This is a genomic window from Kitasatospora sp. NPDC096204 (genome assembly GCF_044763205.1).
Taxonomy (GTDB): domain Bacteria; phylum Actinomycetota; class Actinomycetes; order Streptomycetales; family Streptomycetaceae; genus Kitasatospora.
On the sequence record NZ_JBIWFT010000018.1, the window covers coordinates 1 to 26,455 of the forward strand.

The following is a 26,455-nucleotide window of genomic DNA, read 5'->3' on the forward strand; positions in this document are numbered from 1 at the left end:
CGGCGGCAAGGAGCACTGCGGGCCCGTGCCGACCGACACCCTGGACGCTACGGCTGCAGACCGAGCGCCTGGAGTCGATTCAACAAGTCAGGAGCCTGGCCAGAGGCCCCCTCAGTGTCCTGTCTGCCCCACCCGACCGGAGGCCACCTCCGGCTAGGAAGGCAGTACCAGCATGACAGGACCGGGCGGCCAGAGCGTCACGGGCCACACGGTGTTCGGCGGGGTGGACTCCCACGCCGACACGATCCACCTCGCGGTGATCACCGACCGCGGCGGCCATGTCGCCGACGCCGAGTTCCCCACCACCAGCGCCGGCTACAGCGCCGCGATCGCGTTCCTGACCGCCCACGGCAGCAATCGGCCTCGCGTCGCCGTCACGGCTTCCAGCGGACGGCACCGTCACGGTTCCCAGCGGATCGCCAGCATCGCCGCGTCGTCGGCCAGCCCGGCGTCCCCGACCCAGCCGCGGACGTCCGCCAGCACGGCGTCCAGCAGGTCCGCCGGGGTGCCGCCGTGCAGGCCGGGCAGCCGTTCCGCGATCGGGTAGAACCGGCCCCCGGCGTCCCGGGCCTCCGAGACCCCGTCGGTGTGCAGGAGCAGCAGGTCGCCCGGCTCCGGGTCGAACCGCCGGTCCGGGTACGCGTCGCCGGTGAGCCCGAGTAGCCCCAGCGGAGGTGCCGGGAACGGCGGTTCCAGCTCGCTCACCCGGCCCGCCCGGCGCAGCAGCGGGGGCGGGTGGCCGCAGTTCACCAGCCGCACCGGCCCCCGGTCCGGCGCCACGTCGAGCAGCAGCGCCGTGGCGAACCGGCCCTCGTCCGACGGCCGGGCGGCCAGCGCCGCGTCCAGCCGCTCGGCGAGCCGGCCGGGGTCGGGTTCGGTCCGCGCGGCCTCCCGGAACACCCCGAGGACGTCCGCCGCCGTCTCCACCGCCGGGAGGCCGTGCCCCTGGACGTCCCCCAGCAGGATGCGCACCCCGAAGCGGGTCTCCACCACGGCGTACAGGTCCCCTCCGATCCTGGCCTCGGCGGCCGCCGCCACGTACCGCACGGCCAGGCGCAGCGGCCCGATCCGCTCCGGCGGCGGGCGCAGCAGGGCCCGCTGCGCCGCCTCGGCCACCGTCCGGACCTGGAACAGCTCCCGCTCGCGGGCCGCCACCAGGACGACGCCGGCGGTACTGGCCAGGGTCGAGGCGAGCACCGTGATCAGCGCGGTGACGTGCACCTCGGTCGGCAGATCGGTGTTGGTGGACTCCAGCAGCCCGACCGCGAGGACGGCGATCACCCCGGCGATCAGCGGCACCCGGGCCGTGCGGGTGGCCGCTCCGGCCAACACCGGCGCCACCGCGAGCACGGGGGAGAGCGTCGTGCCGGGGCCGGTCACCAGATCGGCCACGACGGCGCCGACCAGCAGCGCGAAGGAGAAGTACAGCAGCAGCCGGGTGCGTCGCGGAACGTGCAGCGGCGGCATACCGGCCGAGCCGTCGGCGGTCACGCGTCCTCCAGAGCGAGCGGCTGAGCGGGCCTACCGTCCACTCTGCTCTGCGCCCCCGCGGGCGGCACCTCGGACGAGGACGGCCGGGCGCACCCGACTAGGCTGGGCCGCGAGATGAGACGAAAGAGCCGCCGCCCGGCCTCCCCCCTCCCACAGCGCAACGGCGTGGACCCGGTGCACCTGCGGCTGCCGGCCGAGGGTCCCTGGCCGACCGTTCGCGCCCACCTGGTCGAGCGGCTGCCGGCCGTGGCGGCCGAGCGGATCGACGCGGCGTTGCACGGGCGGGAGATCGTCGGCGAGGACGGGCCGGTCGCGCCCGACGCGCCGTTCCGGCCCGGCGCGCACCTGTGGTTCTACCGGGACCTGCCGGACGAGGTCCGCGTCCCGTTCGACTTGGAGGTGCTGCACCGGGACGATCACCTGGTCGTCGTGGACAAGCCGCACTTCCTGGCCACCACGCCGCGCGGCAGGCACGTCGTGGAGACGGCCCTCTCCCGGCTGCGGCACGCCCTCGACCTGCCCGCGCTAAGCCCCGCCCACCGGCTCGACCGGCTCACCGCCGGCCTGGCCATGTTCGTGGTCAGGCCGGAGGACCGCGGCGCCTACCAGACCCTCTTCCATGACCGGCTGGTCCGCAAGGAGTACCGGGCCGTCGCCCCCTACGATCCGGCGCTGAACCTGCCGCGCACCGTCCGCAGCCACATCGTCAAGGAACGGGGCGTGATCGCGGCCCGCGAGGTCGACGCCCCGCCGAACAGCGAGAGCCGGATCGATCTGCTCGACCACCGCGACGGCCTCGCCCGCTACCGGCTCCGCCCGCTCACCGGACGCACCCACCAGCTGCGCCTGCACATGTGCGGGCTCGGCGTGCCGATCCTCGGCGACCCGGTGTACCCGGTGGTGCTGCCCGAACCGGCTCCGGACGACTTCCGCCGCCCGCTCCAGCTCCTCGCCTCCGCTGTCGAGTTCACCGACCCGCTGACCGGCCGCGAGTGCCGCTTCGAGAGCCGCCGCACCCTGTCCGCCTGGACCGACCCGGAGAGCTGGGCTCTCGGCGCGTCCTAGGTTCGGTGAACGACGGGCCCCTGGGCCCGGTGGCCGATCCGCCGCCCGGCCCCGTGGCGCGATCGCGGGGCCGTGAACGCGGCACTGCCCACCGCTCCGCACTCCTCGGGAGTCTCGCGGGGCCCCGGGTGCCCGCGAGACCGGCTCACGACCGTGATCACAGGAAGTCGAACGCCGGGATGCCGACAAGGTCAGGCCCGGACACCGACGCGGTGCCCGTGGCGGTGTCGACCGTGCCGCCGGTGCCGCTGCCGCCGTCGCCGTCGCCGCCGACCCGTTCCGGACGCCGACGATCCGGACCGGCCGGCTCCGAACCCGGAGGCATCCGAGGACGAGGACGAGTCGGTCTCGTCCGACTCTTGGTCGGAGTCTTCCGGCGCTGAGGCCAGTACGTCGATCCGGCCCATCTGGCCGTGCGAGGAGTGCACCAAGTGGTGGCAGTGATAGACGTACTGGCCCGGGTAGTCGCCCCAGGTCATGGCGATCCGGACGGTCTCGCCCGGATCGATCGCGACAGTGTCCTTCAGCCCGGCCTCGGCCGGGCCGACCGGCTCCCCGTCGCGGTCCAGCACCCGGAACCGCACCAGATGGGTGTGGAAGGAGTGGGGGGCGTGGAAGACCCCGGCCGGCCGACGGGTGAGGTGATTGTGGATCGTCCAGATCTCGCTGGAGCCGAGGGTGGTCCGCACGTCGGTCCGGTCCGGGTCGTACTTGCGCCCGTTGATCCTGGCGTCCGGGAAGGTCGTCAGCCAGAACTCCCGGTGCACCGTCGCCTCCGGGACCGGCGGCAGGGTGGCCAGGACGTCCGGGATCCGGCTACGGTCCTCGGCCTCCCGGGTGATGTCGAAGCGCAGCACCTCGGACCGCTCGGTCTCCAGTGCGGCCGTGTTCTCCAGTACCACCGATCCGCCGACCGGGTAGCGGGCGAAGTCCACCACGATCTCGGCGCGTTCGGCGCCGGCCAGGGTCAGTTCCTCCACCTGCACCGGCCCGGCGAGCAGCCCGCCGTCGGAGGCAATCTGGGTGAACGGCTCGCCGTCGGCGAGGCGCAGCGATACGTGGCGGTTGGGTGAGACGTTGAAGACCCGCAGGCGGTACTTGCGCGCCGCCACCTCGAAGTAGGGCCGCTCCTTGCCGTTGACCAGCATGTGCGGGCACTCGTACGGGTCGGTGTAGACCAGCCTGCCGTCCGTCTCGATCCGGGCGTCCCGGATCAGCAGCGGGATGTCGAACTCGCCGCTCGGCAGCGGCAGGCCGCTCTCGTGCGGGTCGCTGAGCAGGTAGGCGCCGGCCAGACCGCGGTAGACGTTCTCGGCCTCCAGCTGGTGCGCGTGGTCGTGGTACCAGAGCGAGGCGGCCACCTGTTCGTTGGGGTAGCGGTACTCGCGGGTCTCGCCGGGCTCGACGAGGTCCATCGGCAGGCCGTCGTACCGTGACGGCACATTGCCGCCGTGCAGGTGGACGGAGGTGTGCACGCTCAGGTCGTTGGTCTGCCGGACCACCACCTCCCGGCCCTTGACCGCCCGGATGGTCGGACCGGGGAAGCAGCCGCCGTAGGTCCGGACGGTGGTCAGCAGCCCCTTGACGATCTCCACCTCCGTCTCGGCCATCCGCAGCTGGTACAGGTCCGAGGAGTCCGTCCGCGACACCGGACTCAGCACCGGGGGCACCCGCATGGCGTGCTCGAAGGGGACGATCCGGGCGGCCCGCCTCCTGGGCCCGGATCTGGCCGGACCGGCCGGCAGCGCGGCCGGCGCGGCATGGGCCGGGCTCGGTGTGGGGCCCCCTGGGAAGAGGGCGACCAAAGGGCCGCCTACGGCGGCGGCCCTGAGGAGGTCTCGTCGGTTCAGCATCCTCGGTTTCTCCGTCCAGGACTCGGCGGTCGGTACGCCGCCAAGCGGTTGGTCGCCGGTGGTGGCGTCCGTCCGCCCCGCCCAGCGGCTGCTGCGCCCACGACGGCGTACGGCCGGGCGCGGATCGTGGCAACAGCGCTGCGCTCCGTCACCGCCCGTCGGGCTCAGTATCAGTGAGCTTCGTGCGCTCCGCATCGCGACCGAACCTGCCGGGAACCAGGGCGCCCCCTCGGGACGGCCGGCGGCCACGTGGCGCGGGGGGCCGGGGGCCCGGGTGCGCTCCCGGCAGCTGGCCGCGCTCGTCGGGCATGGCCGAGGCTTGCCGCCGGTGCCGGTCGGTCAGGCGGTGGCCGGCACGGCGTTGGTGGCGGCGACCGCGGGGCGGACCGCTCTGGCCAGGGCCACGGCATCGCCCTCGGCCCAGATGGGGGTGAAGAAGAGGCGCGGTTCGTCCGTCAGACCGTGGCTGTGGAGTTCGACCAGGTCGATACCGCCCCTCCGCAGCGCCGCGTGCGCCTGCTCGACCTCGGCGGCGAGCCTGGTGCTGACGACGACGCCGCGGCTGACCACGTGCAGGTCGTGCCGGGGGAAGGGCGTGTGGTGGTAGGTCCCGCGGATGAGCCTGCCCGGCCCGCCGAGAGCCCGCACGACGTCGACCCAGTCCGCCTCGGTGGTGGGCACCGGGGTGGGCACCGGCACGGCTGGCTGACCACCGCCGGGAGCACGGGCTGGAGCCGACTGCGCGGCGGTGTCACCTCCCAGGCCGGCCCGGCCCCGGAAGGTGGAGCGCTCTCCGTCGTGCGTCAGGAATCGGACGATGCCCAGGTGCCCAGGGACATCTCGGCGGTGATACCCGGGCCGAACCCGGCCAACAGCCCGTGGTGGCCGTCGAGAGCCGACCTCTCGTCGAACATCCGGGCCAAGGCGTCGAGCACGACCGCACTGGCGATGTTGCCGTACTCGGTGAGGGTGGCCCGGCTGAAGCGGAACGCCTCGGACGGCACGTCCAGGAAGTGGCTCAGGTCGTCCAGGATCCGTGGGCCGCCGGCGTGAACGATGTAGAAGTCCAGCGTGCCCACGTCCCACTGGTGCTGCTCCGCCACCGCACGCAGGGCCGGGCTGAGGGGCTCCATCGTCCCCGGCACCCGTCTGTCCAGCTGGAAGTGGAACCCGGTGGAGCGGACCGCGTAGGAGATCCACTCCTCGGTGTGCGGGATGAGGTAGGAGCCGTTACGCTCCAACCGGATCCCGGTCCCGCCCTCGCCCCGGACCACGGCGGCGGCGACCCCGTCGCCGAACAGGCCGTTGGACAGCAGCGATCCCACGCCCAGGTCGGTGGGCTGGTAGCACAGCGAGCAGAACTCGCAGGCCACGATCAGCACGTTGGCGCCCGGGTAGGCCGAACAGAAGTCATGGGCCCGGTTCACCGCCGCACCGCCGGCCGCACAGCCCAGTTGTGCGATCGGCAGCTGCCGGGTCTCCGGCCGGAAGCCCAGCTTGTTGATCAGCCACGCCGTGAGCGACGGCATCATGAAACCGGTGCACGACACATAGATGATCAGGTCGATCTGTGACGGCTCCACTTGGGCATGTTCGAGGGCCCTGACCACGACCGTCGGGACGCGGGCCCTGGACTCGGCCTCGAAGACGGCGCTCCGCTCGTCCAGCCCCGGGTGCTTCAGCACCACGTCGATGGGTTGGATCAGATGCCGCTTCTGCACTCTGGTGTTCTTGATGAGGCGCAACGCCAGATCGAGCTGGGGATGGTCGTGGTGGAGTCGGCGTGCCAGTTCGAGGGTTTCCTCGTTGGTGATGATGTGCTCTGGCACAGCAATCGCCGGTTTACACAGAACGGCCATGGGACTGCCTCCTGACGGGCGGAGTTCCCGGTGAGACCCCGGCCGGGCGGGGAGTTCATCACTCGACGGCAGCCGCTGCGAGCCGGACGCGTCGAGACGGCGCGGCGGGCGGATTCACCGGGCGGGGCCCAACAGCACGGCGGACGAGCCGGCAGGGCGAGGATCGGATGCTCGCCGTGCGGGCGGTCGTGTCGGCCGCGAGCTGGTTCGAGCCACATCACCCCAATGTACGGAAGGTGGGTTCGCCGCGCACGTCGGCCCGCGCACCTCCGAGGTGCGCGGGCCGACGTGCGCGCCGATGCCGGAAGCGGGGTGGCGGCAGGCCGGCGCCGGAGTGTGGGGGCACCGTCACCAGGTGACGGGCAGCGCCAGCGGATAGCGCCAGATCGACGTGGTGTTCCACGCCAGCTCCGCGGCCGGCTTCGCCAGCGCGATCCTGGGGAAGCGCTCCAGCAGGGTCCCGAGGGCGACTTCGAGTTCGGTGATGGCCAGCGGTTGGCCGAGGCAGTGGTGCGCGCCCCAGCCGAAGGTCATGTGGGAGGGGCTGGTCCGCTCCAGGACCAGCTCGTCAGGCCGGTCGAACCTGCGGCCGTCCCGGTTGGCGGTCAGGTAGGAGACGTGCACGATGTCCCCCGCCGGGATCGTCACCCCGCTCAGCTCCACGTCCTCAAGGGCCACCCGGGGGATGCCGACGCCCTTGCGGAAGGGGATGAAGCGCAGCATCTCGTGGATCACCTGGGTGAGCATCTCGGGCCGCTCGCGCAGGACGGCGCGCACGTCGGGCCGGGTGAGGATGGTGTACGAGAGGTTGCCGAGCTCGTACGTCGTGGTGTCCTGGCCGGTGATCAGCAGGACCATGGCCATCACGGTGAGTTCCTTCTCGTCGAGGACCTCGTCGCCGTCGCGGGCCGTGGCCAGGGCGCTGATCAGGTCGTCGCCGGGGTTCCTGCGCCGTTCGGCCGTCAGCTCGGCGAAGTACGCCCGCAGGTCGGCTTTGGCCCGCACCGCGTCCGGCTTGTTGGCCAGGCCCACGTTCATCATCGTCCGGGCGTTGGCGCGCAGTTGTGCGCTGTCGGCCTCGGGGATCTCCAGGACCTCGCAGATCGTGATCAGCGGGAGCGGGTGGGCCAGGTGCTCCATGAGGTCGGCCGGGGAGCCCTGGTCCCGCATGCGGTCCAGCAGCTCGTCGACCACGTGCCGGGTACGCTCCCTCATCCGCTCGATGTGGTCGGATGTGAAGCCCTTGGACACCAGGCTGCGCAGGCGGGCGCTGGCAGGCGGGTCCATGACGTTGATCGCCTCGGCCTGGACGATCGGCTCGGGAGTCATCCGCGGAAAGTCCCGGCCGACGACGGCGTGCCGGCTGAAACGCCGGTCGGTGGTCACCGTACGCACGTCGTCGTACCCCGTGACGAGCCAAGCCGCCCCCTCGCCGTAGGGGAGGCGGATGCGGCTGACCGGTGCCTCGTTCATGAGCTGCCGGAGCGTCGGGTCGAATTCGAGGGCCTCGGCGAAGTCGAACGGGCAGTTCCGTGGGCTGGAGTCGGTGGACATGCGGACCTCCAGGTCTGGGCCGTGCGGGCCGGATGGGAAGGTGGGTGGAACGGGCGGAGCACCGGTACCCGCTCGGTCGGCCGTACACACCGGTGGACGCGCGGGACCGCCGGTAATTCATCCGGGCTGATCAGTGGCAGGAGCGCCGGTACCCCGCGGACGGCGATACGACAGCGGACGATCCGGCGATCACGGCCGCCGGGTACGGCGTCCCCGTCCGGCCGACCCGGCCCGGGCGGCCCTGCCCTCCACGCACGATGTCGCCCTGGTCGCCGGGCACCGGCCCGCCGCGGCATCGACCACGTCCCGCACCGGTCTCGGCGGCGCCGCCGACGCCGACACCAGGCCCGCACCACCCACGGCAAACGCCGAGGCCACAGTCCTGGAACCGAACCCCGTCACGTGGGACACCGTCGCAGTACTAGGCCCAACGGACGACGGGGTCCCCGGCCCGGTGGCCGATCCGCCGCCCGGGCCCGCGGCGCGATCGTGGGGGCATGAACGCAGCACAGCGCACCGCCGCACCGCACGCCGCCCCCGTCGCCCTGGTCACCGGAGCCTCCCGCGGCCTGGGCCTGGCCCTCGCGCGCGCCCTCGCCGCCGACGGCTGGCAGCTGGTGATCACCGCCCGGGACGCGGCCGAACTCGCCGCCGCCGCGGCCGAACTGGCCGTCGTCACCAAGGTCGTCGCCCTGTCCGGCTCCGTCGTCGACGACGACCACCGCGCCCACCTGGCCGAGGCCACCGAGGACCTCGGCGGCGCGAGCCTGCTGGTCAACAACGCCGGAACGCTCAACGGCGCCCCCGGCCCCGGCAGGGAGCCGCTGCCCCGGCTGGCCGACTTCCCGCTGCCGGACCTGTTGGAGACCTTCGAGGTCAACGTGCTCGCCCCGATCGCCCTCACCCAGCTCGTCCTGCCCCAGCTGCGCGCCCACGCCGGCGCCGTTCTCAACGTCAGCTCCGACGCCGCCGTGGTGCCCTACCGCGGCTGGGGCGGCTACGGCGCCAGCAAGGCCGCCCTGGACCTCGCCAGCGGGGTACTCGCCCGGGAGGAGACGGAGTTGCGGGTCTGGGCGGTGGACCCGGGGAACATGCGCACCCGGATGCTCCAGGAGGCCAGCCCCGGCGAGGACATCTCCGGCGAGCCGCTGCCCGAGCAGGTGGCGCCGGTCCTGCTCGGCCTGCTGCGCGACCGCAGGCCCTCCGGGCGCTACCGCGCCGCGGACCTGGCCGCTCCGTCCGCGGACCTCGCCGGCCCCGCCGCAGACCTGGCCGTCCCCGCCGAGGACCGGGGCGGGCGATGACGGCACCCACCGACCTCGACCCCGCCGACCTCCCCCTCGGCTCCGACCTCGTCGTCCCGCCCGAACTCTCCGCCCGCGCACCGGCCGAGGCGCGCGGCACGGCCAGGGACGGCGTCCGGATGCTGGTCGGCCGGCGCGCCTCGGGCGGAGTCGAGCACCGCCGCTTCACCGACCTGCCCGAGGTGCTGCGACCGGGGGACCTGCTGGTGGTCAACAACTCGGCCACCGTCCCGGCCGCGCTGCCCGGCCGGCTGCCCGACGGCACCCCGGTCGCGCTGCACCTCTGCTCCGCCCAGCCGGACGAATCAGGAGCCCACCTGGTCGAGTTGCGCCGGGTGGTGCCGGGGGAGGCGGCGGCCCACTACCCGCCGGAGGAGTCGCCGGCCCGCCCGGGCCTGCGGGTCTCGCTGCCCGCGGCCGGTGCGGCGGTGCTGACCCGGTCGTTCACCGCCCGCCTCTGGTACGCCGAACTCGAACTGCCGGAAGGGCTGTTGCCGTACCTGGAACGGCACGGCCGGGCGATCCGGTACGGCCACGTGGACCGCGACTGGCCGATCGAGGCCTACCGGACGGTCTTCGCCACCGTCCCCGGCAGCAGTGAAATGCCCAGTGCCGCCCGCCCGTTCAGCTCCGAGGTGGTGGCCCGGCTGGCCGGCCGGGGCGTGCTCCTCGCGCCGGTCACCCTGCACACCGGGGTGTCCTCGCCCGAGGTCCACGAGGCGCCGTACGCCGAACGCTTCCACGTCCCGGCCGCCACCGCCCGCCTGGTCGGCCACGTCCGGGCCGGGGGCGGGCGGGTGATCGCCGTCGGCACCACCGTGGTCCGCGCCCTGGAGTCGGCCGCCGCCCCGGACGGCACCGTCCGGGAGGCCCGCGGCTGGACGGAGTTGGTCATCACACCGGAGCGCGGCGTGCGCTCCGTGGACGGCCTGCTCACCGGCTGGCACGAGCCCCGGGCCTCCCACCTGCTGATGCTCGCCGCCGTCGCGGGCCGCCCGCTGCTGGCCTCCTGCTACCGCGAGGCGGTCCGACAGCGCTACCTGTGGCACGAGTTCGGGGACGTCAACCTGCTGCTGCCGGACTGATCCGGGCCGCTCACCACGGGCGAGAACGCGGGAGGCCGTTCACGCGGGCGGCTGTTCACGCGGGCGGCCGTTCACGCGGGCGGCTGTTCACAAAGGCGGTGTGACCCCCGGGGGCAGCTCCAGCTCGAACCACACCACCTTGCCGTCCTGGATCCGGCGGCTGCCCCAGCGGTGCGCGAGCTCGTTGACCAGGTGGATGCCCCGCCCGCCCTCGTCCTCGCTGTGGGCGCGGCGGATCCGCGGCACCTCGGGCTCCTGGTCGGCGACCTCGACGGTGAGCACCCGGTTGCAGTACAGCCGTAGCTGGGTGGGTGATCCGGCGTGCACCAGGGCGTTGGTGATCAGCTCGCTGGTGAGCAACTCGGCCCAGTCGGTGAGTGCTTCGAGCCCCCACGCGCCCAGCGTCTCGCGGGTGAAGCGGCGCGAGTGGGCGACCATCGCGTGGTCGCCGGTGAGCGGCAGGGTGGCGATCCGGTCCGCGCCGTGCGGGCGGACCTGCGCCATGATGACGGCGATGTCGTCCTCGCCGGTGGTCTCGGTGAGCCGGGACAGGACGGCGTCGCAGGTCTGCTCCAGCGAGCCGCGCCGGTCGGCGACGGTCCGGCAGAGCAACTCCAGCCCCTCGTCCAGGTCCTGGCCGCGGCGTTCGACCAGCCCGTCCGTGTAGAGGGTCAGGATGCCCTCCTCGGGGAGGGTGAACTCGGCGCTCTCGAAGGCGACTCCGCCCACCCCCAGGGGCGTGCCGGACGGCAGTTCGACCAGGCGCGCCCGTCCCTTGGTGTCGGCGACCACGGGCGGCAGGTGTCCGGCGCTCGCCGCGGTGCAGCGGCGGTCCACCGGGTCGTACACCACGCAGACACAGGTGGCGAACTGGCCCTCGCCGACCGTCGCGGTCGCCTCGTCCAGCCGGTACAGCACCCGGGCCGGTTCCAGGTCGAGGGTGATCAACGTCCGTGCGACCGTACGGAGTTGGCCCATGGTCGCGGCGGCCCGGATGCCGTGCCCCATCACGTCGCCGACGATCAGCGCGACCCGCCCGGAGGACAGCGGCACCACGTCGAACCAGTCGCCGCCGACCTCGCTGACCACGCTGCTCGGCAGGTAGCGGTAGGCGAGGTCCAGCCCGAGCGTGCGGTGCACCTCCTGCGGCAGCAGACTGCGCTGGAGGGTGAGCGCGGTGTCCCGCTCGCGGCGGTAGAGCCGGCCGTTGTCGATCGCCAGCGCGGTGCGGGCGGCCAGCTCCTCGGCCAGCGAGCGGTCCGCCGGCCCGAACGGCACCGGGTTGCGGGTGCGGACGAACTCCGCGCCGCCCAGCACGTGCCCGCGCGCCACCAGCGGCACCATCAGGTACGAGTGCACCCCGGCGTCCAGGCTCGGCTGCACCCGGTCCGGCGAGGCGACGATCCGGCGCAGCTCCTCCTCGGTCACCTCGGCGACCAGGATCGAACGCCGGGTGCGCAGGCTCTGCGCGTACAGGTCGGCCGACTCCGAGGTCTCGCCCACCAGGTCGGCCGCCCCCTGCAGACTGCCGTCCTGGCCGGTGCCACCCACCGCCACCGCCCGCATCAGCACCGGGCCGGCGGCCGGAACCGCCCCGGGCTCCTCGCCGCTGAGCACCGCCTCGCGCAGGTCCACGGTCGCGAAGTCGGCGAAGCGCGAGAGCACCACCTCCACCAACTCCCGGGCAGTGCGGTGCAGATCGAGCGTCGTGCCGATCCGGTTGCTGGCCTCGTTCAGCAGCGACAACCGCTGCTGGGCGGCCCAGGCCTCGTCCAGCGCCCGCTGCCGGGCGGCGGCCGCGTCACGCTCGCGGGTGAACAGCAGCGCGTTGTCGATCGACACGGCCGCCCGCACCGCCAACTCCCCGGCCAGCGCCAGGTCGTCCTCCTCGTACGGGCGCTCGACCAGGGTGCGGTAGAAGCCCGCCACGCCGACCGCGGTGCCGCGCGCGATCAGCGGGACCACCATGAACGACAGCACGTTCTGCTCCCGCACGGCCGCCGTGCGCACCGGGTCCTCGGCGAACCAGGCCATCCCCTCCTCGTCCATCCGCGGCACCAGCACCGGCTTGCGGTGCGCCAGGCTCCACGCGTACGGCGAACCGGGCAGGAAGCGGTGCAGATCGCCGGTGCGGTCGATCGGCGCCAGCGTCGAGCCGCGCACCGAATGGAAGGCCATCCGCCGCAGCAGCGCCGAACCGTCCGCCGGGGCGGTCGCCTCGCGCTCGCCGCGGACCAGGTCCTCCAACACCTCCACCACCACCGTGTCGGCCAGCCTCGGCGTCGCCACCTCGGCCAACTCCTCGGCGGTCTGGGCGAGATCGAGCGTGGTGCCGATCCGGGCGGAAGCCTCGTTGACCAGCGCCAGGCGCTCCTGGGCGGCCTTGGCCTCGCGCAGCGCCTGCTGCCGGGCCAGCACGGTCTGGTGCTGGCGCAGGTACAGCCGGGCGTTGTCGAGCGCGACGGCCGCGCGCGAGGACAACTCGTCGCCGAGCGTGATGTCGGCCGCGGCGAAGGACTCCCGCGCGCCCCGCCGCGAGTACACCACCATGCCGAGCGTCGTGCCGCGCGCCACCAGCGGGGTGATCCGCACCGAGCGCGGGCGGTCGCCGAGGTAGGCCTGGCGGTGGCTCTCCTCGATGCGCTCGCCCAGCATCGGCAGCTCCCAGGACGGCACCACCACCGTGCGCCCGCCGGTCAGCGCCCGGGCGTACGGGGAATCCGGCGGCAGTTCGTACACGGCGTCCACCGGCAGCGCCTCGGCCGGATAGGCCGCGTCGGCGGAGGAGATCGCCAGGCGGCGCACCAGCAGCGGGGCGCCCGGCGCGGCCGGCTCGACGCTCCTCCCGGCCGCCAGCTCCTCCAGCCCGAACACCGCGCTGATGTCGGCGACCCTCGGCACCATCGCGTCGACCAGCTCCCGGGCGGTCTGCCGCAGGTCCAGCGTGGTGCCGATCGAGGCGGTCGCGTCGACCAGCAGCGACAGCCGCTCCTGGGCACGGGCCGCCCTGGCGTCGGCGTGGAACCGCTCGGTGATGTCGATGACCGTGGCGCACACCCCGAGCACCCGGCCGCCACGGTCCTTCAACCGGAAGTAGGAGGCCGACCAGGCGTGGTCGTGGTTCGGATCACCCGGGGTACGGCCGTGCGCGAGGTCGTCGACCACCGGCTCGCCGCTCTCCAGCACCCGGCGCATCACCACCTCGGACTCGGGGCCGTTGATCCCCGGCAAGACCTCGGTGAGCCGCCGGCCCAGCGGGTCCGTCATGCCCAGGCCGTTCGCCTCCGCCAGCGCGTCGTTCAGCCGGACGAACCGCAGATCGGTGTCGAACATCGCCATGCCGACCGGGGACTGGTTGAAGAACCCGTCCAGCAGGGCCAGGTCGGCCTGGAGCCGGTGCAGTGTGGTCACCTCGGAGGCGACCGCCAGCACCATCCGGGCGCCGCCCGGGCCGCGGATCGGATGGGTGCGGAACTCCAGGTTCACCAGATGCCCGTCCCGGTGCCGCACCGGGAACACCCCGGACCACGACCGGCCCGCCAGGATCTCCTGGAACAGCCGGCGCACCTCCGACCGCTGCTCCTCGGCAGCCAGCAGCGTCGCCGCCCGGGCACCCACCGCCTCCTGCGCGGGGTGTCCGAGCAGCGCCTCCGCGTCACCGCTCCAGTGCAGGATCCGCCCGTCGGCGTCGATCAGCGCCGTGGCGATCGGCACCATCAGCAGGGCGTCCTGCCGCGGTTGCCCCGCGCGCTGCGCGTAGTCGTCCACCATGGCCAGAGAACCGTCCCAGAAACCGTCCGGAGATCGTTCCCACCAGCCCTGCCATCTTCGCACGCGGCCCCGGGCGACCGCTCACCGTGGCAGCAGCCGCTCCAGAAGGAACTCCTGCCACCGCTCGGGTTCGGCCCGCAACGACTGGACCAGGTAGCGCCCGGGCGGCACCTCGACGGTCAGGTACTCCCCGCTCTCCAGGGCGTCCGCACCGTCCTGGAACCCGTCCACGAGCAGGTACCGCCCGGCGGCCAGCTCGAGGACCGGCCCGTCCTCCCAGATCCCGGAGCGCAGCGCCTCGCGCACCAGCGGCCGGACGGCGTCCGAGCATTCGGCGAACAGCGGCCGCACGAACACCCGCTCCTCCGCCAGCCACCCGACCGGCAACGGCTCCCCGCCCAGCACCAGCACGTCCCCGTGCCCGGGCACCGGATGGCCGACCGCGTACTCCCCGGCCGCCTCCACCAGCGCCTCCTCGCAGCCCACCCATCCCTCGACCGCACCCTCGGGACACAGCACGAAGAACCCCGAGTCGGTCCCGTCCAGCCAGCCCTGCTCCATCGTGATCACGCGGGCATCCTCGCACGTCACCGCCACCACGGGCCGGGCCGGGCCGCCCTGTGGCAGCACCTACGAGGCCCGGCGGGTGACCGTGGTGTGCGGGCGGAGCGGGCCGCTCGCGGGAAGTCGGCCCGGCTTCCCGCGCATCACCGCAGGGCCGTGGGAACCCAGCCGGACGGACGGCTGCGCCGGTGGGAATGGCGGGTGGTGGTCCGGCCTGGTCGGTCCGGTACGCGGCATCGGCCGGCTGTCCGTGGGGCGCGGCACGTGGATGGTCGTGCGGGGCGGCCGGGTGGGCGGGGGCCGCAGGTTCGGCCGCGCCCGTCCCCAGGGGCGGTGCGGGCGGAGTGGGCGGAGCGGCCCGCGCGCGGGACGTCGGGTGGGCCGACTTTCCGTGTGCTGCCGCACCAGAGCGGGCTTCGACGGCGTGGGTGACAGGGGTGGGGGAGGGCGGCGGCCGGCACGTCGGGGTGGGGTGGTCCGGTAACGGTGGTTCCCGGCGCCACGCCGAGGGCCGAAGCAGGGGAGCGGGTGGGCGCCGCAGGCCACGGAGCGGCCGGCACCGAGGCCCCGGCGTCGGCAGGGCCGCCGGCGCCCAGGCCGACGGCCCCGCCCGGGGGGTGCCCGTCACCGGGTGAAGCGCACCTCCGGGTTGGCGGCACTCGGGCCGTCGAGCAGTGGCTGCGGGACGCCCTTCAGCTGGAGGTCGAGGAACGCCCCGACGTACTGCCGGGTCAACGCGACGGCGCGCTGACCGGCGATGGTGGTGTCCGGGTCCTTGGGGATACCGAGCCCGTCGAAGAAGATCGGGAAGTCGGTGAAGCTGGCGTGGTCGGTGCCGTCGATGGTCAGCCAGCGCTTCCAGCCGTCCAGCCGGGGCCAGCTCTTGATCCAGCTGTCGTCCTCGACGCCGTCGGGGAGCGGGTGGCCGACCATCAGGTACGGCTTGCCGCTGATGCCGGACTCCGGCACCAGGTAGTCCATGCTGCCGTCCAGGTCCACCCCGGCCCGGATGCGGTCGTCGGTGAGCAGGGCCGGGACGGTGGCGGCGCCGCCGGCGGAGTGCCCGGCCATGGCGATCCGGTCGCGGTCGATCAGGCGGGCGTAGCGCCAGGCCGGGTGCGGGCGGTCGGTCAGCTGGTCGATGACGAAGGAGACGTCCTTGGCCCGGCTCGCGTCCAGGGCAGCCCAGGCCTCCTGGGTCCTCAGCTTCCCGCACAGGTCGCAGGGGAGCGTCCGTCCGTCGGGGAAGGTGGTTCCGGTGTTCTCGTAGGTGTGGTCGACCAGTGCGACGACGTAGCCGCGGCTGGTCAGGTCCTCGGCGAGGCTGCTGAGCGAGGCCCGGGGCATGGTGAAGCCGGGCGACAGGACCGCCAGCGGGTAGTGGCCGCCCTGTGGGCGCGCCCCGGTCTCGGACCACGTCCGGGTGCCGGACACCGCCTCGGTCGGGATGGTGTTGCCCGGCAGCTTCCCGTCGAGCAGCGCCCGGGCGGCGGCGGGCGTCATGTACGGGGCGGGGGTGCCCGTCCCGGCGTGCGCGGGGTAGTACATCGAGACCATCAGCTGGCGCGGACCGGCGGAGGGCACCCACGGGTCCGGACGGTTCCGGTCCACCAGGTGCAGGACCTCCTGCCCGACCGCGAACGGCCCCGTCGGGCGGGGGAGTTCGATCCGGCTGGTGACCTGGCTGCTCGGTGCGGTCGGAGCGGTGGCGGTGGGCGGCGCGGCCAGGGCGGGCGTGGCAGCGGCGACGGACAGTGGCAGCGCGAGCAGCAGGGCCGCCGCGGCGGCGGTCGTACGAAGTCGGCTCATGTCAGTGACGGTAGGCGGCGGGAAAGGGAGCTGACCTCCACTCAGCGGTGTACTGATCCCTTCCGGGATGGGGCCATGGCGCCCCTTAGGGGTGGCCTTGAGGAGCGGCGGGCTCGGGCGGGCGGCCATCTGCGGGCGGCCATCCGCGGACGGTCGTCCGACGGTAGGTCAGCCGGCGGAAGCCTTCCGGAGGTCCTCCAGGAAGTCCGCGGCCGCACGGGCGTTGGGCATCGGGAAGGTGAGCGGCAGGCCGGCCGAGTGCGTCCGGATCTCCAACTCGCCCAGGCCGGACGCCCGGGCCGCGCGCACCTCCGGCCACCGGTGGGCCTCCGTCGCGGCGAGCGGGTGCGGTGGCCGGTACACCAGCCCGTGGGCCGTCACCGTCAGCCGCCCCCGTCCGAAGCGGACGCTCCCCTCGGTGCGCAGCGTCTCGTGCAGTGCGGCCCGGAACCCGGGGGAGAGGCGCTCCTCCAGCTCCCGGAAAAGCCCGCCCAGCCCGCGCAGGTGCGCCAGCACCAGCGGCTCGTCCGCGCCCGCCGGCCATATTCGCCCGTACTCGTGCACCCCGCGAGGCCCTCCGGGGGAGTACTCCGTGGCCTCCACCGCGGACCAGGGCAACGACTCCTCGCCGCCACCGGCCGAGACCAGCACCAGCCCGCCCTCGTGGACCCGCACGGACCGCAGCCCGCGTGACGGCCGCAGCCGCTCGTACGCTGTCACCGCCACCACCGCGACGGCGGCCAGCAGGGGTGCGGGCCACCAGTCGCCGAGTGTCAGACAGACCGCCAGGGAGAGGGCCACCCCGCAGGAGTGCAACCACACCCGTGCCGACCGGGACAGCGGCCGGAAGCGCCGGTACACCCGCACCACCGGGCCGAGCCGACCGTCGGAACCGACTGGGCCGGCCGAACCGGCCATCTCGGCCGCATTGGTGGCACCGGCCGACCGCACCCGTGTCGGCGACCACGTCACCGCCATGTCGGCCCCCTTTCGCTCGGTCGATTCCCCTGTCGGAACCGCGACTGACGGATCCCCAGCATCGACCGCTCGTCGCCCCTGGCGACAGTGCCAATCAGCACGTTTTGGCCCGAATCGCCCCCGCCATCATCGCGCCCCGGCCGAGCGCTCCCGTCACTGGGGTGGCGCCGAACGGGACCGGCGCCTCCCGGGCCGGGCGCCAACGCCTGCCAGGGCGCCAACCCCTGCCCGGAAGCCGACGCCCGCCCGGGCCGCAGCACGGCCGCCGGAAGCACGGCCGTCGACAGCACGACCGCCGGAAGCACAGCCGCCACACCGAGCTCCTTCCGTTCCACGGGCCCCTCGGGGGAGCCGCAACCATCGGATGCTCAGGATCGACTCCTCGACGGGCCCGGCGGCAGTGCCGATCGGCACATCCGGCGGAAGGGCGGAGCCCCGCGCCCTCACCCCGCCGTCGCGAACCCGTTCTGCAACCGGCGCAGCAGCGCCGTGCCCGCCGGATCGGCCGACCGGCGGGTGTTGACCAGCACCACCACGCCCACCTGCTTCTCCGGGTCGAAGGCCACGAACGAACGGAACCCGCCCGTGCCCCCGTTGTGCCAGACCTGGAGGTGCCCGCCCTGCTGGGTGTTCAGCCGGTGCCCGAGCCACCCCAGGTGCGTCCAGGCGAACGGGTTGACCCGGTGGCGGGTCTCCCGGGTGAGCGCGATCGCCGGTGACAGCGGCGCGTCCGGCGAGCGCTCGGCGGCCAGTTGGGCGCGCAGGAACACCACCAGGTCGGCGGCGGTCGACCGGAGCCCACCCATGCCGGGCACGGCCGCGAAGCTCCAGTGCGGCACCGGCCGGCCGCCCGGGGTGTGCCCGTGCGCCAGCCGCGCGGACCGCTCCCCGTCCGGCCGCACACAGGTGTCCACCAGGCCCAGCGGTGCGCAGACCTCGCGCGCCACCAACTCCTCGTACCCGATGCCGGAGCGCTGCGCGAGGGCCAGGCCGAGCAGGCCCGCGCCGAGGTTGGAGTAGCGGAAGCCCCGGCCGGGCGCGGCCCGCAGCCGCGTCCTGGCGAGCCCGTCGAGCACCCGCTCGACGGTGCAATCGGCGTACGGATCGGCCTTGTTGGGGGACAGCAGCGACTGCCTCACCATGCCCCGGGGCAGCCGGGGGAGCCCCGAGGTGTGGGTGGCGAGGTGCCGCAGGGTGATCGCCTGCGGACCCTTGGCCGGGACGACGGCCCGCCCGTCCGAGGCCCCGGTGAGCACCTCGGCGAGCGGCTCGTCCAGCCGGACCGCACCGTCGAGGGCCAGCCGCGCGAGCACCAGAGAGGTGAACACCTTGGTGACGGAACCTATGTCGAACAGCGTGTGCGGCCCGGGAACCCCGCCGCCCGGCCCGGTCCGCCCGGCGCCACGGATCTCCACCTCGCCGCCGGCCAGCCCGGCGACCACCGCCCCGACGTGTCGGCCCGCGAGCCGGTCGGCCGTCTGCTGCACGAGGCAGGCGAGTTCGTTCATGGTCGCGAGCCTAGGTGCCCCGACCGGCCGGATCGTCCGCCCGGAAAACGATATCCACCCCCGCCGATGCTCCCGTGGACGTACACCCCGGCGGAGCCCGTACACCCTCGGCGCCTCGTCCCGTCCCCCTCCGGTAGCCCCTCCGTCCCCCTGTCGGCGCCCTGCCGGCCCCCTTCGGTACCCCTCGCGCCTCGCTCAGTCCTCCAGCGCCGACCGCAGCCGGGCCGCGACCTCCGCCGCCCCCGCCTCGTCCGGGTACCGCCGCCGCGGCCAGAAGAACCCGCGCAGTCCGTCCTTCGGATTGCGCGGCACCACGTGGACGTGCAGGTGCGGCACCGACTGGCTGATCCGGTTGTTCGCCGCCACGAAGGTGCCCGCGGCCCCCAGGCCGCGCTCGACGGCCGCCGCCACCCGCTGCACCCGCAGGAAGAACGGCCCGACCTCGGCGGCCGGCAGGTCGGCCAGCGTCGGGTGGTGGGTGCGCGGGACGACCAGGACGTGCCCGGGGAAGAGCGGCCGGCGGTCCAGGAAGGCGACCGCCGCCTCGTCGTCCAGCACCCGGTGTGCGGGTTCCTCGCCCGCCACGACCGCACAGAAGACGCAGTCCATCCGTCCATTCAAACCACCGGCGGCCGTCCCGGCACCCCCGCAAACCCCCGTGGATCCCGCTTCACCCGTCCCGCTGTCGCCCGGGTGCGGCCGCCCCGGTGCCGGGCGCACGGTGGCGCCGGGGCCCGACGGCGGGCGCATCGAGCGTCCGGTCCGCGAGGAGGCCCCGTGAGGAGGTGGCCCGGATGTCGGGCAAGTTCGAGATCTACCAGGACGCCGGTGGCAAGTACCCGTTCCGGCTCAAGGTGGTCAACGGCGAGATCGTCGCCACCGGCCAGGGCCACGCCGGCAAGGACGCCGCCCGCAAGGGCGTCCAGGCGGTCCAGCGGGCCGCCGACGGCGCGACCGTGGTGGACGTTCCCAAGGCGGCCTGAGCCCCAAGGGGGCCTGAGCCCGACGCGGCCTGGGTCCGACGCGGCCTGGGCCCGACGCCGCCGGGTCGAACGACACGGCCCGAGCGCGCCGCCCGGTGCTGGACAGGCCCGCCGCCCGGCACCCGGCCCGTCCGGACCGGCCGCCGGGCACCCGCGAGGAGCGAAGCCCCCGCAGCCCCGCCACCCCCGCACCCCCCCGCTGCCTCACTCGTACCGGTACAGCAGCGCCTCCCGCTCGTGCTGTTCGATGATCTCCAGCGTCAGCGACTCGTCCCGCAGGTGCGAGAGCGTGACCTCCGCCGAACTCGGCTGCGCGTCCGTGGCGAGCCAGTTCTCCGGCTTCCACGCCGAGGACCGCAGGAAGGCCTTCGGACAGTGCCCGTACACCTCCTCGACGGCGACCACGATCGCGCTGCGCGGCGGCTTGCCGACGGCCGTCAGCTGCCGCAGCAGCTCAGGGTCGGTCGAGACGCAGGCCCGCCCGTTGACCCGCAGCGTGGAGTCCCGGCCGGGGACGACGAAGAGCAGCCCGACCCGGCCGGTCTCCAGGATGTTGTGCAGGGTGTCCAACCGCTTGTTGCCGGTGGCGTCCGGAATGGCCAGGGTGTACTCGTCGAGCACCGAGACCAGCCCGGCCGGCCCGCCGCGCGGGGAGACGTCGCAGCGCCCGGCGGCGTCCGAGCTGGCCACGAACACCAGCGGGGAGCAGGCGATCAGGCGCCGGGCGACGTCGTGCAGGTGGTCGACCTGCTTGCGGCGCGCCTGGTCGCCCGGCTGCTCGTAGATCTCGCGCAGCTGGGCGGGGTCGCTGAGCGCGCCCGCGTGGAGGGCGTCGAACAGCCTGCCCGGCAGGTTCGGCACGGTGGTTGACGAAACGGCAGATTCCGGTGTGGTCGTCATATCGGAAATGTAGTCGAGGCCGCCCGACGGTCCCCGTCCCGCCGCTGCCCCGGTCACCCTTCGGCGCCCCGCCGCCGCCCTTCGCGAAATCCTCTCCCCACCCCTCCCCACCAGCGGTTTTCCGCCCATAATGGGGGCCAGGGACCGCTGGGTCGGAGCCCACCGCGTCAGCGGGCGGCAGATCACCGACCAGCAGATCACCGACCGACAGGTCGGCGACCAGCAGGTCGGCGACGAGCCGGTCAGGGAGACCACCGGGCCGAGGGCCAGCGGGACCGGGGGAGGGACGCCAGCCGCAGCCGGAGGTGGTGGTCGTGATCGTCAGAATCTGGACCGGGCAGGTCCTGGCCGGGCGCATCGAGGAGTTCTGCGCGCACCTGGCCGCCCAGGTGATCCCGCAGCTCGGGCGGATCGACGGCTGCTTCGGCGGCGAGCTGCTGCGCTCGGTGTCCGAGGACGGGCAGAGGGTGCTGGTGCTGAGCCGCTGGCGCGACGAGGAGGCCCTGCGCGGGTACGCGGGGCCGATGTGGCGGATCCGGCCGGTCTGGTCGGAGGGCGAGTTGAGCTACCTCGCCCACCCGCCGGAGGTCACCCACTTCACCTCGATCACCGAGCCCGCCTCCCCATGAGCGCCCGCCCACCCCGGGGCGCCCGCCGCACCTCGCTGCTTGCCGCGCATTCCCCGCGGGCCCGTGAAACAGGCCACAGCACGAGGGTCTCCCTGCCGTTGCGCCGTCCGTGGCACAATGACGGCATCAAGCAGTGACGTTCAGCGCACTCCGGGGTCGGTGAAAATCCGAACCGGCGGTTACAGTCCGCGACCCGTCCGCAGCCAGCGGCCGGTTGACCAGGTGAAATTCCTGGACCGACGGTTAAAGTCCGGATGGGAGGCGTGCGCGGGCGGACGAAGAGCAGTACCCGTGGGTCCAGTGGCAGGAGACTGCCTCCCGGGCCCCGGTCAGGTGAACGACGGGAGCGGTGTCTCCCGTGCCGGGCGAGCGATCTCCCGGTGGCCTCGGCATCCCCGGCGACGGGTCGTGCCCCGGGCCCGTGTACCGGTGCCCGTCCGTGTCATCTCCCATGCCGCCCCGGAGTCCGCGCCCCAAGCGCGAGGAGACCCGGGTGTTCACCGGCATCATCGAAGAGCTCGGCGAGGTCGTGTCGATCCAGGAGATCGGCGACTCCTCGCGGATCCGTCTGCGCGGCCCGGTGGTCTGTACGGGCGCCCGGCACGGCGACTCCATCGCGGTCAATGGCGTGTGCCTGACCGTCGTCGACAGCGCGGACGAACTGGCCGCCGGCACCGGCGAGTTCAGCGCCGACGTGATGGCCGAGACGCTGCACCGCTCCAGCCTCGGCGAGCTGGCGCCCGGCTCCAGGGTCAACCTGGAGCGTGCCATGGCGCTCGGCGCCCGGCTGGGCGGCCACCTCGTCCAGGGCCATGTCGACGCCACCGGGCGGCTGTTGAGCCGCGAGCCCGGCGAGCGCGACGCGGCGGGCGACCTGCGCTGGGAGGTGCTGCGGTTCTCGCTGCCCGAGAGCATCTCCCGTTACCTGGTGGAGAAGGGCTCGATCACCGTCGACGGCGTCAGCCTCACCGTGGTGGAGGCCGCGAAGGACAGCTTCACCGTCAGCCTCATCCCGACCACCCTCGCGCTGACCACGCTCGGCGCCAAGGGCGTCGGGGAGGGCGTGAACCTGGAGGTGGACGTGCTCGCGAAGTACGTCGAGCGCCTCCTGGAGTCCCGCACCCTGCCCGGTCTGCCCCACCTGTCGGACCTGCCCAGCGCGTCCAACCCGTCCAGCGCGTCCAACCAGTCCAACCAGTCCAACCCGTCCGACCTCCCGGTCGGCGGAACCCCGGGGGAGTCCCAGTGAGCTGGCTCAGCGGCGAGGCGTTCACCGTCCTCGGCGAACACGTCAAGTGGGCCGACATGATCGGCAACATCCTCGGCCTCGGCGGGCTCGCGCTCGGCTGGCGCCGCTCGGTCTGGAGCTGGCCGGTCCAGCTGCTGTCCGGCGCGGTGCTGATCGCCGCCTACCTCGGCGGCCACGTCCCCGGCCTGATCGGCAAGCAGCTGATCGTGATCGCCACGGCCTCCTGGGGCTGGGCGCAGTGGCAGCGGGGCCGCCGCGAGGGCGGCACGATCGCCGTACGGTTCGCGCGCTGGCCCGAGCGGCTCGTGCTGATGACGGGCACGGCGGTCGGCACGGTCGCGCTCGCCCTGCTCTTCACGTCCTTCCCCAGCCTGTCCTGGAGCCCCTGGTCGGACGCCTACATCTTCGTCGGCACGCTGGCCGCGATGATCGCCCAGGCCCGCGGCTGGGTGGAGTTCTGGTTCGCCTGGATCGCGGTCGACGCGGTCGGCGTGCCGTTCGCCTTCAACAGCGGCTACACCTTCTCCGGCCTCACCTACTCCGTCTACTTCGTCCTGGTGCTGCTCGGCCTGCGGTCCTGGTGGCTGAGCACCCGTGAGTCGCGAGCCAAGTCCGCCTCCGTCCCCCAGGGAGCCACGGCATGACCGAGATGACCGAGAACCCGTCCAGCAGCAGCGGCGCCACCCGGCCCGAACCCCAGTCCCAGTCCCAGTCCCAGCCCCAAGCCGAGCCCGAACTCGTCCTCGACCCGGTCGAGCGGGCGATCGCCGACATCGCCCTCGGCCGCGCCGTGGTCGTGGTCGACGACGAGGACCGGGAGAACGAGGGCGACCTCGTCTTCGCCGCCTCCGCCGCGACCGCCGAGCTGATGGCCTTCACCGTCCGCTACAGCTCCGGCGTGATCTGCGCCCCGATGACCGGCGAGGAGCTGGACCGCCTCAGGCTCCCGCCGATGACCCAGGTCAACGAGGACCGCAAGGGCACCGCGTACACCGTCTCGGTGGACGCCCGGGAGGGGGTCGACACCGGCATCTCCGCCGCCGACCGCGCCCGCACCGTACGGCTGCTCTCCTCGCCCGGCACCGAGCCCGGCGACCTCACCCGCCCCGGGCACGTCTTCCCGCTGCGCGCCGTCGAGGGCGGCGTGCTGGTCCGCCCCGGCCACACCGAGGCCGCCGTCGACCTGGCCCGGCTCGCCGGGCTGCCGCCGGCCGGCGCGATCGCCGAGGTGGTCAACGACGACGGCACCATGGCCCGGCTGCCCGAGCTGGTCGCCTTCGCCCGCGAGCACGGCCTCGCGATCATCTCCATCGAGGACCTGATCGCCTACCGCCGCCGCACCGAGCTGCACGTCGACCGGGCCGCCGTCACCGCCCTGCCCACCGCGCACGGGGAGTTCACCGCCGTCGGCTACAAGGGCACCATCGACGGCGTCGAGCACCTCGCGCTGGTGGCCGGCGGCCTGGACGCGGAGGGGCGCCTGCCGCAGGACGAGGACGTCCTGGTGCGGGTCCACTCCGAGTGCCTGACCGGTGACGTCTTCGGCTCGCTGCGCTGCGACTGCGGCCCGCAGCTGGAGGCCTCGCTGCGGAAGGTCGCCGAGGCCGGGCGCGGTGTGGTGCTGTACCTGCGCGGCCACGAGGGCCGGGGGATCGGCCTGGCACACAAGCTGCGCGCGTACGAGCTCCAGGAGCAGGGCCGGGACACCGTCGACGCCAACCTGGATCTCGGCCTGCCCGCCGACGCCCGCGACTACAGCATCGCGGCCCAGATGCTGGTGGACCTCGGCGTCCGCTCGCTCACCCTGCTCACCAACAACCCGCAGAAGCTGACCGCGCTCACCGACCACGGGCTCAAGGTCAAGGGGCGCGAAGCGGTCGAGATCGAGCCCGGCGAGCACAACCTGCGCTACCTGCGGACCAAGCGCGACCGGATGGGCCACGACCTGCCCGGCCTCGGTTCCTGAACCGACCCCGACCGCGCCTGAACCGACCCCGACCGCGCTTGAACCGACCCCGACCGCGCCTGAACCAAGCCTGACCGAAGACAGTCAGCGACAGGCCGCGACAGACGACAGACAGGAAGTACGAGACATGAGCGGCCACGGAGCCCCCCAGCTGACCATCGACGGCGCCGCCGACCTCAAGGTCGCCGTCGTCGCCGCCCAGTGGCACGACACCGTGATGAACGGCCTGCTGGACGGCGCCCACCGCGCGCTCAAGGAGCTGGGGGTCGCCGAGCCGACCGTGCTGCGGGTGCCCGGCACCTTCGAGCTCCCGGTCGCCGCCAAGCGCCTCGCCGAGCGCGGCTACGACGCCGTGGTGGCCCTCGGCGTGGTGATCCGCGGTGGCACCCCGCACTTCGACTACGTCTGCCAGGCCGCCACCTCCGGCCTCACCCAGGTCAGCGTGGACACCGGCGTCCCGGTCGGCTTCGGTGTGCTGACCTGCGACAACGAGGAGCAGGCGATCGACCGCGCGGGCCTGCCGGGCTCGGCCGAGGACAAGGGCCACGAGGCCGTCACCGCCGCCGTCGCCACCGCCGTGGCGCTGCGCGCCGCGCTCTGACCCAGGCCGACCCGGTCCCGGAGCGCGGAACGTCCACTGGACTGTCCACGCTCCGGGACCGTTTACCGTCCGTCCGCCCGCACGCCGTAAGGTGGCCCCATCATGGCTTCGAAGACATTCGAGGAGCTCTTCGCCGAGCTCCAGCAGAAGGCCGCCACCGGCGACCCCTCGTCCTCCCGTACCGCGCAGCTCGTCCAGCAGGGCGTCCATGCGATCGGCAAGAAGGTCGTCGAGGAGGCCGCCGAAGTGTGGATGGCCGCCGAGTTCCAGTCCGACGAGCAGACGGCGGAGGAGATCTCGCAGCTCCTCTACCACTTGCAGGTGATGATGATCGCCCGCGGCCTGACGCTCGACGACGTCTACAAGTACCTCTAGACACCCCCGCTCACCCGAGCACACCCATCCTCCCAACAGGTAAGGAAGCAACCTCCCATGCTGCGCATCGCCGTCCCCAACAAGGGTTCTCTCTCGGGTCCCGCGGCGGAGATGCTCCATGAGGCCGGCTACCGCCAGCGGAAGGACCCCAAGGAGCTCGTCCTCGTCGACCCGAACAACGAGGTGGAGTTCTTCTTCCTGCGCCCGCGCGACATCGCCGTCTACGTCGGCTCCGGCCGCCTCGACGTCGGCATCACCGGCCGCGACCTGCTGCTGGACTCGCACTCCAACGCCGAGGAGGTGCTCGCCCTCGGCTTCGCCGGGTCGACCTTCCGCTTCGCCCGTCCCGAGGGTGTGGACGTCGAGGACGTCAAGGGCCTGGAGGGCCTGCGGATCGCCACCTCGTACACCGGCCTGGTCGAGCAGCACCTGGCCGACCACGGCGTGAAGGCGACGGTCACCAAGCTGGACGGCGCGGTCGAGACCGCGGTGCAGCTGGGCGTCGCCGACGTGATCGCCGACGTGGTGGAGACCGGCACCAGCCTGCGCAACGCCGGCCTGGAGGTGTTCGGCGACCCGATCCTGGTCTCCGACGCGGTGGTGATCCGGCCCAAGGGCGCGGGCGAGGACGCGCGCGTGGAGCAGTTCCTGCGCCGTCTGCAGGGCGTACTGGTGGCCCGCCGCTACGTGCTGATGGACTACGACATCCGCGCCGAGAAGGTGGGCGCCGCCGTCGCGCTGACCCCGGGCCTGGAGTCGCCCACCGTCTCGCCGCTGCACACCGAGGGCTGGGTCGCGGTGCGGTCGATGGTGCTCCGCAAGGAGGCCCAGCAGATCATGGACGACCTGTGGGGCATCGGCGCCCGGGCCATCCTGGTCACCAACATCCACGCCTGCCGCCTCTGACCTGC

At 73.6% G+C, this 26,455-nt stretch carries 23 protein-coding genes and 1 riboswitch; of the genes, 11 read left to right on the forward strand and 12 right to left on the reverse strand.

All coding sequences use genetic code 11. The features are described from left to right. Positions 1–399: 399 nt before the first annotated feature. Positions 400–1,491, reverse strand: a complete 1,092-nt coding sequence (locus tag ACIQ87_RS20720; protein WP_402408648.1) for a PP2C family protein-serine/threonine phosphatase — start codon at positions 1,489–1,491, stop codon at positions 400–402. A gap of 114 nt (positions 1,492–1,605) precedes the next feature. Here ACIQ87_RS20720 and ACIQ87_RS20725 point away from each other — a divergent pair, with 114 nt between their 5' ends. Continuing rightward, complete coding sequence (locus ACIQ87_RS20725; protein ID WP_402408650.1) at positions 1,606–2,556, forward strand: RluA family pseudouridine synthase; 951 nt, start codon at positions 1,606–1,608, stop codon at positions 2,554–2,556. 191 nt (positions 2,557–2,747) lie between these two features. Here the strand turns inward: ACIQ87_RS20725 and ACIQ87_RS20730 are convergent, their stop codons facing one another. The 4 genes from ACIQ87_RS20730 to ACIQ87_RS20745 all read right to left on the reverse strand — a co-directional run bounded on the left by ACIQ87_RS20730 (position 2,748) and on the right by ACIQ87_RS20745 (position 7,822). Further along, positions 2,748–4,604, reverse strand: a complete 1,857-nt coding sequence (locus ACIQ87_RS20730; RefSeq protein ID WP_402408652.1) for a multicopper oxidase family protein — start codon at positions 4,602–4,604, stop codon at positions 2,748–2,750. A 144-nt stretch (positions 4,605–4,748) separates the two neighbouring features. Then, positions 4,749–5,108, reverse strand: a complete 360-nt coding sequence (locus tag ACIQ87_RS20735; protein ID WP_402408655.1) for a DUF1259 domain-containing protein — start codon at positions 5,106–5,108, stop codon at positions 4,749–4,751. A 104-nt stretch (positions 5,109–5,212) separates the two neighbouring features. Continuing rightward, positions 5,213–6,268 (reverse strand): type III polyketide synthase, encoded by a 1,056-nt coding sequence (locus ACIQ87_RS20740; protein WP_402408657.1) that lies wholly within the window; start codon positions 6,266–6,268, stop codon positions 5,213–5,215. Positions 6,269–6,616: 348 nt separating this feature from the next. After that, entirely contained in the window at positions 6,617–7,822 is a 1,206-nt protein-coding gene (locus ACIQ87_RS20745; protein ID WP_402408660.1) for a cytochrome P450, read from the reverse strand. Between the two features lie 497 nt (positions 7,823–8,319). On the opposite strand from ACIQ87_RS20745, the gene ACIQ87_RS20750 reads away from it, so the two are divergent. Next, positions 8,320–9,126, forward strand: a complete 807-nt coding sequence (locus tag ACIQ87_RS20750; RefSeq protein ID WP_402408663.1) for an SDR family NAD(P)-dependent oxidoreductase — start codon at positions 8,320–8,322, stop codon at positions 9,124–9,126. Next, a complete protein-coding gene (locus tag ACIQ87_RS20755) occupies positions 9,123–10,211 on the forward strand; it encodes an S-adenosylmethionine:tRNA ribosyltransferase-isomerase (RefSeq protein ID WP_402408666.1) in 1,089 nt (362 codons plus the stop codon). The genes ACIQ87_RS20750 and ACIQ87_RS20755 overlap by 4 nt, the downstream gene beginning before the upstream one ends. A gap of 87 nt (positions 10,212–10,298) precedes the next feature. Here ACIQ87_RS20755 and ACIQ87_RS20760 read toward each other — a convergent pair whose 3' ends face one another. The 6 genes from ACIQ87_RS20760 to ACIQ87_RS20785 all read right to left on the reverse strand — a co-directional run bounded on the left by ACIQ87_RS20760 (position 10,299) and on the right by ACIQ87_RS20785 (position 19,450). Further along, a complete protein-coding gene (locus tag ACIQ87_RS20760) occupies positions 10,299–13,982 on the reverse strand; it encodes a SpoIIE family protein phosphatase (protein ID WP_402408669.1) in 3,684 nt (1,227 codons plus the stop codon). 81 nt (positions 13,983–14,063) lie between these two features. Then, positions 14,064–14,543, reverse strand: coding sequence for an Imm21 family immunity protein (locus ACIQ87_RS20765; protein WP_402409021.1), 480 nt, complete (start codon positions 14,541–14,543; stop codon positions 14,064–14,066). 627 nt (positions 14,544–15,170) lie between these two features. After that, positions 15,171–16,355 (reverse strand): alpha/beta hydrolase family protein, encoded by a 1,185-nt coding sequence (locus tag ACIQ87_RS20770; protein WP_402408671.1) that lies wholly within the window; start codon positions 16,353–16,355, stop codon positions 15,171–15,173. 168 nt (positions 16,356–16,523) lie between these two features. Continuing rightward, positions 16,524–17,156: a hypothetical protein gene (locus ACIQ87_RS20775; RefSeq protein ID WP_402408673.1), complete on the reverse strand. Its 633-nt coding sequence runs from the start codon at positions 17,154–17,156 to the stop codon at positions 16,524–16,526. Positions 17,157–17,776: 620 nt separating this feature from the next. Next, positions 17,777–18,841 (reverse strand): serine hydrolase domain-containing protein, encoded by a 1,065-nt coding sequence (locus tag ACIQ87_RS20780; RefSeq protein WP_402408676.1) that lies wholly within the window; start codon positions 18,839–18,841, stop codon positions 17,777–17,779. Positions 18,842–19,036: 195 nt separating this feature from the next. After that, positions 19,037–19,450: an HIT family protein gene (locus ACIQ87_RS20785; protein WP_402408679.1), complete on the reverse strand. Its 414-nt coding sequence runs from the start codon at positions 19,448–19,450 to the stop codon at positions 19,037–19,039. Positions 19,451–19,635: 185 nt separating this feature from the next. On the opposite strand from ACIQ87_RS20785, the gene ACIQ87_RS20790 reads away from it, so the two are divergent. Then, positions 19,636–19,824 (forward strand): YegP family protein, encoded by a 189-nt coding sequence (locus ACIQ87_RS20790; RefSeq protein WP_402408682.1) that lies wholly within the window; start codon positions 19,636–19,638, stop codon positions 19,822–19,824. Positions 19,825–20,028: 204 nt separating this feature from the next. Here ACIQ87_RS20790 and ACIQ87_RS20795 read toward each other — a convergent pair whose 3' ends face one another. Next, positions 20,029–20,724, reverse strand: coding sequence for an MSMEG_1061 family FMN-dependent PPOX-type flavoprotein (locus tag ACIQ87_RS20795; RefSeq protein ID WP_402408685.1), 696 nt, complete (start codon positions 20,722–20,724; stop codon positions 20,029–20,031). 314 nt (positions 20,725–21,038) lie between these two features. On the opposite strand from ACIQ87_RS20795, the gene ACIQ87_RS20800 reads away from it, so the two are divergent. From ACIQ87_RS20800 to hisG, 7 genes are all read left to right on the forward strand, one after another. Further along, on the forward strand, positions 21,039–21,353 hold the full coding sequence (locus tag ACIQ87_RS20800; RefSeq protein ID WP_402408688.1) for an antibiotic biosynthesis monooxygenase family protein: 315 nt from the start codon (positions 21,039–21,041) through the stop codon (positions 21,351–21,353). Between the two features lie 142 nt (positions 21,354–21,495). Beyond that, a riboswitch (FMN riboswitch) is annotated at positions 21,496–21,623 on the forward strand. 223 nt (positions 21,624–21,846) lie between these two features. After that, positions 21,847–22,602: a riboflavin synthase gene (locus tag ACIQ87_RS20805; RefSeq protein ID WP_402408689.1), complete on the forward strand. Its 756-nt coding sequence runs from the start codon at positions 21,847–21,849 to the stop codon at positions 22,600–22,602. Continuing rightward, positions 22,599–23,246, forward strand: coding sequence for a nicotinamide riboside transporter PnuC (locus ACIQ87_RS20810; RefSeq protein WP_402408692.1), 648 nt, complete (start codon positions 22,599–22,601; stop codon positions 23,244–23,246). Before ACIQ87_RS20805 ends, ACIQ87_RS20810 begins: the two co-directional genes overlap by 4 nt. A gap of 5 nt (positions 23,247–23,251) precedes the next feature. Next, entirely contained in the window at positions 23,252–24,568 is a 1,317-nt protein-coding gene (locus ACIQ87_RS20815; protein ID WP_402409024.1) for a bifunctional 3,4-dihydroxy-2-butanone-4-phosphate synthase/GTP cyclohydrolase II, read from the forward strand. 127 nt (positions 24,569–24,695) lie between these two features. Beyond that, positions 24,696–25,169 carry a 6,7-dimethyl-8-ribityllumazine synthase gene (ribH, locus tag ACIQ87_RS20820; protein WP_402408695.1) on the forward strand — a complete coding sequence of 158 codons (474 nt, stop codon included), beginning with the start codon at positions 24,696–24,698 and terminating at the stop codon, positions 25,167–25,169. 102 nt (positions 25,170–25,271) lie between these two features. Then, positions 25,272–25,544: a phosphoribosyl-ATP diphosphatase gene (locus ACIQ87_RS20825; protein WP_097238956.1), complete on the forward strand. Its 273-nt coding sequence runs from the start codon at positions 25,272–25,274 to the stop codon at positions 25,542–25,544. A gap of 57 nt (positions 25,545–25,601) precedes the next feature. Beyond that, on the forward strand, positions 25,602–26,450 hold the full coding sequence (gene hisG / locus ACIQ87_RS20830) for an ATP phosphoribosyltransferase (protein WP_392879938.1): 849 nt from the start codon (positions 25,602–25,604) through the stop codon (positions 26,448–26,450). Positions 26,451–26,455: the final 5 nt, after the last annotated feature.

Bases quoted from the DNA above. Each gene is read 5' to 3' on its own strand.
- ACIQ87_RS20750 (WP_402408663.1), top strand. From the start codon at position 8,320: ATGAACGCAGCACAGCGCACCGCCGCACCGCACGCCGCCCCCGTCGCC.
- ACIQ87_RS20770 (WP_402408671.1), bottom strand. From the start codon at position 16,355: ATGAGCCGACTTCGTACGACCGCCGCCGCGGCGGCCCTGCTGCTCGCG.
- ACIQ87_RS20760 (WP_402408669.1), bottom strand. From the start codon at position 13,982: ATGGTGGACGACTACGCGCAGCGCGCGGGGCAACCGCGGCAGGACGCC.
- ACIQ87_RS20780 (WP_402408676.1), bottom strand. From the start codon at position 18,841: ATGAACGAACTCGCCTGCCTCGTGCAGCAGACGGCCGACCGGCTCGCG.
- ACIQ87_RS20815 (WP_402409024.1), top strand. From the start codon at position 23,252: ATGACCGAGAACCCGTCCAGCAGCAGCGGCGCCACCCGGCCCGAACCC.
- ribH (WP_402408695.1), top strand. From the start codon at position 24,696: ATGAGCGGCCACGGAGCCCCCCAGCTGACCATCGACGGCGCCGCCGAC.
- ACIQ87_RS20730 (WP_402408652.1), bottom strand. From the start codon at position 4,604: ATGCGGAGCGCACGAAGCTCACTGATACTGAGCCCGACGGGCGGTGAC.
- hisG (WP_392879938.1), top strand. From the start codon at position 25,602: ATGCTGCGCATCGCCGTCCCCAACAAGGGTTCTCTCTCGGGTCCCGCG.
- ACIQ87_RS20795 (WP_402408685.1), bottom strand. From the start codon at position 20,724: ATGACGACCACACCGGAATCTGCCGTTTCGTCAACCACCGTGCCGAAC.
- ACIQ87_RS20725 (WP_402408650.1), top strand. From the start codon at position 1,606: ATGAGACGAAAGAGCCGCCGCCCGGCCTCCCCCCTCCCACAGCGCAAC.
- ACIQ87_RS20785 (WP_402408679.1), bottom strand. From the start codon at position 19,450: ATGGACTGCGTCTTCTGTGCGGTCGTGGCGGGCGAGGAACCCGCACAC.
- ACIQ87_RS20740 (WP_402408657.1), bottom strand. From the start codon at position 6,268: ATGGCCGTTCTGTGTAAACCGGCGATTGCTGTGCCAGAGCACATCATC.
- ACIQ87_RS20790 (WP_402408682.1), top strand. From the start codon at position 19,636: ATGTCGGGCAAGTTCGAGATCTACCAGGACGCCGGTGGCAAGTACCCG.
- ACIQ87_RS20755 (WP_402408666.1), top strand. From the start codon at position 9,123: ATGACGGCACCCACCGACCTCGACCCCGCCGACCTCCCCCTCGGCTCC.
- ACIQ87_RS20825 (WP_097238956.1), top strand. From the start codon at position 25,272: ATGGCTTCGAAGACATTCGAGGAGCTCTTCGCCGAGCTCCAGCAGAAG.
- ACIQ87_RS20765 (WP_402409021.1), bottom strand. From the start codon at position 14,543: ATGGAGCAGGGCTGGCTGGACGGGACCGACTCGGGGTTCTTCGTGCTG.
- ACIQ87_RS20745 (WP_402408660.1), bottom strand. From the start codon at position 7,822: ATGTCCACCGACTCCAGCCCACGGAACTGCCCGTTCGACTTCGCCGAG.